The sequence below is a fragment of the Actinotalea ferrariae CF5-4 genome (assembly GCF_000603945.1).
In the GTDB taxonomy this organism is placed as follows: Bacteria; Actinomycetota; Actinomycetes; order Actinomycetales; family Cellulomonadaceae; genus Actinotalea; species Actinotalea ferrariae.
In genome coordinates this window covers 1-8,293 of record NZ_AXCW01000185.1, presented here as the reverse complement: position 1 = coordinate 8,293, position 8,293 = coordinate 1, and the positions used below count along the sequence as shown (strand labels likewise).

General features: G+C 70.5%; 8 protein-coding genes and 1 riboswitch. Of the genes, 2 read left to right on the top strand and 6 right to left on the bottom strand.

What is annotated here, in order from left to right:
• A partial coding sequence (locus N866_RS13900; RefSeq protein ID WP_162177321.1) for an S-layer homology domain-containing protein occupies positions 1–571 on the top strand: 571 nt, incomplete at its 5' end.
• 72 nt (positions 572–643) lie between these two features.
• On the opposite strand, the gene N866_RS13895 is transcribed toward N866_RS13900, so the two are convergent.
• From N866_RS13895 to N866_RS13870, 6 genes are all read right to left on the bottom strand, one after another.
• Positions 644–1,279: a hypothetical protein gene (locus tag N866_RS13895; protein WP_034227372.1), complete on the bottom strand. Its 636-nt coding sequence runs from the start codon at positions 1,277–1,279 to the stop codon at positions 644–646.
• A gap of 184 nt (positions 1,280–1,463) precedes the next feature.
• Positions 1,464–2,771, bottom strand: coding sequence for an NAD(P)H-dependent oxidoreductase (locus N866_RS13890; protein ID WP_034227371.1), 1,308 nt, complete (start codon positions 2,769–2,771; stop codon positions 1,464–1,466).
• A gap of 1 nt (position 2,772) precedes the next feature.
• The gene (rfbC, locus tag N866_RS13885) at positions 2,773–3,345 is read right to left on the bottom strand and encodes a dTDP-4-dehydrorhamnose 3,5-epimerase (RefSeq protein WP_034227369.1); all 573 of its coding nucleotides are present in this window, start codon (positions 3,343–3,345) and stop codon (positions 2,773–2,775) included.
• Positions 3,342–4,370 carry an NAD-dependent epimerase/dehydratase family protein gene (locus N866_RS13880; RefSeq protein ID WP_034227368.1) on the bottom strand — a complete coding sequence of 343 codons (1,029 nt, stop codon included), beginning with the start codon at positions 4,368–4,370 and terminating at the stop codon, positions 3,342–3,344. Before N866_RS13880 ends, rfbC begins: the two co-directional genes overlap by 4 nt.
• 2 nt (positions 4,371–4,372) lie before the next feature.
• A complete protein-coding gene (locus tag N866_RS13875; RefSeq protein ID WP_034227366.1) occupies positions 4,373–5,179 on the bottom strand; it encodes a sugar phosphate nucleotidyltransferase in 807 nt (268 codons plus the stop codon).
• Positions 5,180–5,304: 125 nt separating this feature from the next.
• Positions 5,305–6,816, bottom strand: coding sequence for a sugar transferase (locus N866_RS13870; RefSeq protein WP_034227364.1), 1,512 nt, complete (start codon positions 6,814–6,816; stop codon positions 5,305–5,307).
• Positions 6,817–7,246: 430 nt separating this feature from the next.
• A riboswitch (cyclic di-GMP riboswitch) is annotated at positions 7,247–7,321 on the top strand.
• Positions 7,322–7,387: 66 nt separating this feature from the next.
• On the opposite strand from N866_RS13870, the gene N866_RS13865 reads away from it, so the two are divergent.
• Positions 7,388–8,293 (top strand): polysaccharide lyase (locus N866_RS13865; protein WP_155855378.1); only part of this gene is annotated, 906 nt, incomplete at its 3' end.

Sequence of the window (8,293 nt, the reverse complement as noted above, 5' to 3'; positions counted from 1 at the left end):
CTTCGCCAACTTCCACGTCACCCAGGGGCCGTGGACCGGAGGGTTCTGGGACGTCCCGGCCAGCAGCCCGTTCCGGGAGGAGATCGCCTGGCTGTCGGCCACCGGCGTGACCACCGGCTACCCCGACGGGTCGTTCCAGCCCACCACGGAGGTCACCCGAGAGACGATGGCCGCCTTCCTCTACCGTCTCGCCGGTTCCCCTGCCACCACGACCACCGTCCGGTTCACCGACGTCCCCGCCACCCACCGGTTCGCCCGCGAGATCTCCTGGCTCGCCGACCAGGGCATCACGACGGGCTTCACGGACGGCAAGTTCCGCCCCGGTGAGGCTGTCTCCAGAGCGGCCATGGCTGCCTTCCTCCACCGGTACGCCGGCAGCCCGAGCACGACTGCCGCGTCCTCGACCTTCCGGGACATGCCCGCAGGTGCGCCCTTCTCCCAGGAGGTCGGCTGGGCGGCTCAGACGGGGATCACCACCGGCTTCACGGACGGCTCCTTCCGTCCCGGGGACGCCATCTCGCGCCAGGCCATGGCCGCCTTCCTCTACCGCTTCGACGCCCTGGCCGGCTGACGCGGGTCGGTGGCCACCCCGGCCCAGACCCGCTCCGTCACCGTGGGCCCGGGCGTCCCCGACAGCGGCTGGTCATGGCTGCCGTCGAGCGCTGTGAAGGGCCATGCCGGAGGCCACGACGGCGATCGCTGTCATGACGAACAGCTCCCCGGCTGTCTCCACCAGGCTCAACCCCGTCGCGGCCAGTGGCGGGATGCTCGTCTCGACCACGATGTGCAGCATGTCGAACACCACGGCGAAGAGTGCGAGCACTGCCATGAGGACGGCAAGAGTCCGGGAGTCGTGGCGGGCGGCGCTGCCGGCTCGCCGATGCGCGAGCAGCAGCAGGGGCACCAAGATCCCGACGGCGATCGCCCAGGCGACGAGCTCTCCGACGTCGCCGGGCCGCAGACCCGGGATCACGGGCAGGTCGACGGTGGCCATCAGGAGGTCACGGACTCGCTCGTGCCCCCTGAGGAGGTCGTCCGCAGCGGCCGTGGCGAGCACCAGGGCCCACACGGCGTAGACGGCGTCGCCCCGAGCCCTCCAGGTGATCAGCAGGGCCACCACCGCGAGGAGCAGCTGGAGACCGCCGAAGATCTCGATGAACGACCCGTCGAGGTCACCGTTCCAGTGCCAGTCGGAGAAGATCGGGTGGTACGGCTCGCCAGGGGCGTTGACGGGAAGGTGCACCAGGTTGGCGACGAGGAGAAGGGCACCGGCTGCCACGAGGGCTATGGCCAGCCGTCGGGTGGAGCGATCCACCAAGGGGTTGCGTGTGCGCGTGCCACCCGATGCCGTGGGCACAGGACCCGCGGTGTCGGTGGGCGGGTGATGGCGACGCATCATGCTCCCTCGGTCGCGGCGGTTCGGACGGGTTCTCCACCAGCGGACGTGACAGCCCGCCTGGACATCACACCGAGAGGGCGGCGGGCGTCCCCTGCAGCGCGCTCTGCGCCACCCGGAGCTCGTCGACGAGGCGCCCGCTCGGGAGCTCGACGTCGTCGTAGGTGAGCACCGCGTCCCGGGGCACGGCCCGCAGCAACCGGCACCCCTCGGCGACCCCGATCGGGAGCAGCCGCTCGGTGGCGGTGACGTCGGCGCGGTCCGCCTGCCCGTAGTAGTGGTAGCCGCCGAGCCCGTCGAGGACGGTGCCCTCGGCAAGATCCGTCTTCGCAGTGGTGACGACCTCGACAGTCGGCGCACCGAGGGGACGGATCGCGGCATCACCCAGGAGGACCGCGCGTGCGACCGTGTTGGGCACCTCGAAGTGGCACAGGTGGTACGGCGTGTAGAAGCTGTAGAGCGGCCCCTCCCCCAGCTTGTACAGGTTCAGGTAGTGCCGCTGCTTGGGGTCGTCGTGCGTCGCGAAGACGTAGACCCCTGGTCCGGGCTGGGCACCGACGACGTAGTCGACGGCGCCGCCGAGCGACTCGAGCTCCGAGAGGTCGTAGCGGGCCGTCAGCGTGTCGATGTGCTCGTGGTGGTCCCGGCCGAGCATCCCGCGCCGGTGCACGGACATGCCGGTCGCGTTGGCGACGGTCGCCTGCTCGATGCTGATCTTCGTGCCGTCCGCGAAGCTCGTGACCATGTGGGCGTCCTGACCCCACCGCTCGGCGAAGGCCTTCTGGGTCGTCGGGGTCCGGTAGGGGTCCTGGAGGCCCTTGATGTTACCCGCGACGAGCGGGCGAAGACCGAGGCCGCGCACGAAGCGCACGAGGTTCATCTGCACCCCGGGCTGGTCGCCGTCACAGCCCGTGTAGACGACCCCCGCGGCGTCGGCCCGCCGCGCGAGCTCGGGCCCTACCGTCGCGTCGACCTCGGCGTTCATCAGGACGAGGTGCTTGCCGTGCTCGAACGCGGTGACCGCGACGTGCGCGCCGAGCTCGACGGCACCCGTCACGTCGACGACGGCGTCGACACCGTCGGCGGCGACCGCGCCGAGGATGTCCTCCGTCACGGCAGCCACGCCCCGGCTGATCGCCCGCTCCACTCCTCGGCGGTCGTCGACCTGCACCACGCCGTCGACACCTGCCTCCGCGAACGCCCGGAAGCCCTGCTCCGGGCGCCGGACGGCGATGACCGCGACCTCCATGCCCGGGACCGCGTGGGCGATCTGGTTGACCAGACCTCGCCCCATGAAGCCGGCGCCGACGAGAGCGACCCGGATGGGCCGACCGCCGGCCTGCCTTCCGGCGAGCAGCGTGTCGATGACGATCATCTCAGGTGTCCTTCCCGGCGTGCAGCGACAGAGGGGGAAGCCCCGTCTCGGACAGCAGGGGCCAGGAGGCGTCCTTCGCCGAGATCACCGTCACGGCAAGGGGCCACGCGATGGCGAACGCGGGGTCGTCGTGACGGAACCCCTGCTCTCCGCCCGGGACGTACGGCCCGCTGACCTGGTACGTCACCTCGGCACCGTCGGTGAGGGTCTGGTACCCGTGCGCGACGTACGGCGGGACGAACAGCGCGCGGCGGTTCGAGGCGGTCAGCTCGACCATGACGTGACGCCCGTACGTCGGGGAGTCCGGGCGGACATCCACGGCCACGTCGACGATCGCCCCGGCGGTGCACCGGACGAGCTTGCCCTCGGAGTGCGGAGGAACCTGGCGGTGCAGCCCCCGCAGCGTCCCTGCGACGTGGTTGTAGGAGACGTTCGCCTGGGCGACGCCGACGTCGAGCCCGTGAGCCGCGAACTCGTCGACGTCGAAGGTCCTGGCGAACAGGCCGCGGTCGTCGGTGAACGGCTCGAGGTCCACGATGGTGGCGCCGTCGACGGCAGTGGTCGTGAACTTCATGGTGCCACCGTCCAGAAGAGCTCGTGGTCGACCTGACCGGTCCGCATGAGGTGCTGGATCTGCGCGAGGCGCGTATGGCCGCGTCCGGTGAACGTCGCCTGGTCGAGGTCGATCCGCTCGAAGATCTCCCGGAGCTGGGCCGCGCCCTTGCGTGCGTCCCAGCGGCACTCGAACCCCGGGAGCACCGCGCCGATCTTGTCGAAGCCCACGCGGTAGCTGCGGTTGTCGGCGCTGGGCGGGCCGAACGTCACGTCGCAGCCCGGGAACTCGTCCGCCACGGTCTCGGCGATCTCCCGGACGGTGTAGTTGTTCTCGTCGCTCCCCACGTTGAGCACCTGCGCATGGATCGCGCTCCGCGGGGCAGCCAGGACCTCACGGATCGCCTGGGCGATGTCGAGGCCGTGCACGAGCGGCCGCCAGGGCGTGCCGTCGCTCGTCATCGCGATCTTCTTCTCGGTCCACGCCAGGCCGGCGAGGTTGTTGAGCACGATGTCGAAACGCATCCGCGGTGAGGCGCCGAAGGCCGTGGAGTTGCGCAGGAAGGTCGGCGAGAAGCCGTCGTCGGCCATCGCCGTGACGTCGCGCTCGACCAGCGCCTTGCACCGGGCGTAGGCGGTCTGCGGGTTCGTCGGGCTCGTCTCGTCGACCGTTCCGTCAGCCACCCCGTAGACGCTGCAGGAGGACATGTAGACGAAGCGCTCGACACCGGCCTCCTTCGCCAGTCGCGCCAGTCGGACGGACCCGTGGTGGTTGATGTCGTAGGTCACGTCGCCGATGAGATCCCCCACCGGGTCGTTGCTCAGCTCGGCCATGTGGACGACGGCATCGAATCCCTCGAGGTCCTGCGCCTCGAGGTGCCGCACGTCCTTCGCGATGGTCTCCGGGGTGCGCGGGGAGCCGTGGTAGAGCCATCCTTGCTTGTAGTAGCCGGTGTCGACTCCACTGACGGCGTGCCCGTCCGACAGCAGGGTGGGCGCGAGGAGGCTGCCCAGGTACCCCTCGGTACCGGTGACGAGAATTCGCATGCTCAGTCCTTCCAGGTCTTCCAGGGGGCGTTCCCGGCGTCCCACAGCGAGTTCAGCTCGGTCCAGTCACGGAAGGTGTCCATCCCCATCCAGAAGCCGTTGTGCTCGAAGACGGAGAGCTGCCCCTCGCGTGCCAGCCGCTGCAACGGCACGGACTCGAGCATGACCCCCGGGTCCTCGGGCACGTACTGCTCGACGAACTCCCGCTCGAAGAGGAAGAACCCGCCGTTGACCCACCCCTCGGCGAGCGTCGGCTTCTCGTTGAACTCGGTCACGGTGGTGCCGTCGACCCGCATCTCGCCGTAGCGGCTGCTCGGGTGGACGCCCGTCAGGGTGCCGATGAGCCCGCGTTCCTCGTGGTGAGCGACGAGGGCGGTGAGATCGACGGCACCGATCCCGTCGCCGTAGGTCATGGCGAATCGTGGTCCGTCCAGGTGCTGGGTCAGCCGCCGTAGACGGGCGCCCGTCCCGGTGGTCAGCCCTGTCTCGACGAACGTGATCTCCCAGTCCTCGTTGCCCTCCGAGTTGTGGAAGACCGGCCCGGACCGCCCGTTCAGCTCGAGCGTGAAGTCCGAGGTGAGGTGCCGGTAGTCGAGGAAGTAGTCCTTGATGAGCCCGGACTTGTACCCGAGCGCGAGCACGAAGCGCCGGAAGCCGTGCTCGCTGTACGTCTTCATGATGTGCCAGAGGATGGGCTTCCCACCGATGTCGACCAAGGGCTTCGGGAGCTTCTCGCTCGCCTCACGCAGTCGCGTCCCCATACCGCCGCAGAGAATGACGACTGGGATGTCCCGAACGTCGTGGTGCATTGCGCCTCCAGGCCGCGTGACGGTGGCTCGGACCGCCGGCCCGAACGTTGATCATGATGGATCTCGTGTCCCGGTGGTGCCGACTCGCCCGGCGCGTTCGCGCACGACCGGGAACCGCGTGAGCGTCAGTACGCGCCGGCCGGCCGCACGACGGCCCGAAGCGTCTTCCACAGGATCATCATGTCCATGACGACGGACCAGTTGTCGACGTATCGCAGATCGAGTCGCACGGATTCCTCCCAGCTGAGGTCCGACCGTCCCGAGACCTGCCACAGGCCGGTGAGCCCCGGCTTGACCCGGAGGCGCCGGTGCACCTGGTCCTCGTACTGCTCGACCTCCGCGCCCAGCGGCGGCCGAGGACCGACCAAGGACATCTCGCCCCGGACCACGTTGAACAGCTGGGGCAGCTCGTCGAGGGAGTACCGACGGAGGTACCTGCCGACGCGGGTGACGCGAGGGTCGTCCTTCATCTTGAACAGGACTCCGGCCCCCTCGTTCTCGGCCACGAGCGCTGCGCGGCGCGCCTCGGCGTCGGCGTACATCGACCGCAGCTTCCACATCGAGAAGCGTTCACCGTCCACCCCGACCCGGCTCTGCCGGTAGAAGGCGGGACCCGGCGACGTCACCCGAACGGCGACGGCTGCCGCGGCGATCACGGGAGCCGCCGCGAGGAGCAACGCCACGCCCAGGAACCGGTCGAGCAGCGCCTTGGCGAGCAGTCGCGGACGAGGCGCCGCGACCTCCACCTCCAGGAGGGACAGGCCTGCGGTCGGCCGGACGGCGATGCGCGGCGCCGCGACCTCGACCAGCTGGGGGACGACGATGAGCTTGGCCCCGGCCCGGTCCAGCGCCCAGGACAGCCGGCGAAGACCGTCGGCCGCCAGGGGCGAGCCGGCCACCACCACGACCTCCACCTCGTGGTCGACGACCACCTGTGCGACGTCGGCCACGGCGCCCAGGACCGGTGCGCGGCCCTGCGGGCCGGGCAGGTCGAGCGAGGGTACGCACGCCCCGACGACGCGGTAGCCGTGGTAGACGGCGGCATCGAGGTCCTCGACGACGTGGTCCACGTCGGACGGCTCCCCGATGACGAGGGTCCGCATCATCGCCTCACCCCCGGTGCGCCGACGGTGCAGGGCCTTCCGGTTGACGTACCGCCCGGCGAGCGCCAGCAGCGCAGCGGCGGGCACACCGAGGAAGACGGCGGAGCGGGGCAGGCTCACGTCCGCGACGAAGGCGAACGTCATGAGGAGGACGGAGACGAGCCCGGCCGCGCGAAGGATCGCCTGGTACTCGCCGGGGCCGTCCCCGAGCGCCCTGACGTCGTAGCCCCGGCACAGCGCGATCAGCGTGAGCAGTCCGAGCGCGACCCCCGCGACGGCGGCCACGGCAGCAGCGTCGGCATGCGCCACGACCCCGACATACACCGTTCCTGCCGCGGCGACCGCCAGGGCGTCGCTGAGGACCATGCGCAGCCTGTACTGCCCGACGACGACGCGCCAGGACTCGTGGACGGGTCCCGGGGAGACGGGTGGTGCGAAGGGCTGGGCCGAGGCCCACGACCGACGCGGACCGGCGGCACGGCCGCGGCGCTCCCCAGCGGGGATGCTGCCGCGACGCTCGACCGTCGTCGTCACCCCACACCCCCTTCACACCCTGGACTCCGACGACGTTACCGCCCTTTTGAGCGGCGTTCATCCCGTATGTCCGTTTTCACCCGATGGAACGGGTGGCGGGTGTCCGAGACGGTCCGCTCAGGGAGGACCCGGTCCGGGGGCCCGTCGGTCGGCGCGTGCGTGGACCCTCCGCCGCGCAACCTCCACGCACCGAGCACGACCCCCTCCTCGTTCCGCCGCGGCATCGAGGAGCAGGCACGCACGGCCCGGGCTCACGGCGACCGGGCCGTCGAGGCGCCCTGGACGCCACTTCCGGGAGTGCGACCTGCACGTTCGCATCGATGGGGCCGTCCCCACCTCAAGTGGCTCGAAACACACTCAAGGATCCCGCACGCGTGCCGATGATGGAGATGACGTCGGGGCGACTCTCACGCCACGACGACACAGGACACGACGACAAGGGCAAACCCGTCGCGAGGCGGGGGCGCAAAGCCACGGAGCTCACGCAGCCAGCCGGGCCACCGAACGTGGGCCGCCCATCGGTCCCACCCGACACAGGTAGAGGACCATGACCGCGACGACCCTCGTTCGCATGCCCCGGAAGAGCATGGCTCGCATCGCCGCCAGCGGCGCAGTGACCATGGCGTTGGTCGCCGGGATGCTGACCGGCTCCTGGTCGACCGCCGCAGAGGCTGCCGTACCGCCAGGAGAGACGCTCCAGGACTTCGCCGCCCGCGGGGGCGTGCAGGACTCCCCGGAGAACCTGACGATGCCCAGCCCCGGCGTCTCCCGCGTCCACCTCGACCAGGGTCGGATGAACGGCTACAAGGTGCGCAGCTCGATCGCCACGGCGACGGAGGCGACGCTCACGTACCGGGTCCTCGTGCCGCGCGACACGCACGACAACGGCCTGTCGCTCATCGACCTCAAGATGCCCGGGCTGGCGGGCGCCCCGGCCGACCAGTCGCTCTGGTACGCCTCGTCAGGGGGCACCCTGCAGCCGGACTCCTTCTCGGTGCGCCTGCACGCGCGCAAGTCGTCGTCGTACAGCGTGGGACACCCGTGGTGGGACGCCTACATCTACGCTCCCTACGCAGCCGGGAAGACCTTCAACACCTGGGGCATCTCCGTGCCGATCAGCACCGGGACGAACGGCGCCGGTGAGCGGATGCGCATCCCTGTGGACCGCTGGTTCGACGTCCAGATCCACGTCAAGCTCAACACCCCCGGCGTCAACGACGGCCTCCTCAACATCTGGATCGACGGCCAGCAGGGGATCAGGCTGAGCGACGTGCGCTGGCGCCCGGCAGGTGTCACCACCCCGCTGAACCTCCTCATGGCCGAGACCTTCTACAACAGCCCCGGCGCTCCGAAGGACGCCCACATCGACTTCGCCGACTTCCTCATCACCCCGGGGGCGCCGACGACCACGGTGGCCGCCCCCGTGGTCGAGCCGGCGCCGGCGCCCTCCCCCGAGCCCGTCGTCGAGCCCACCCCC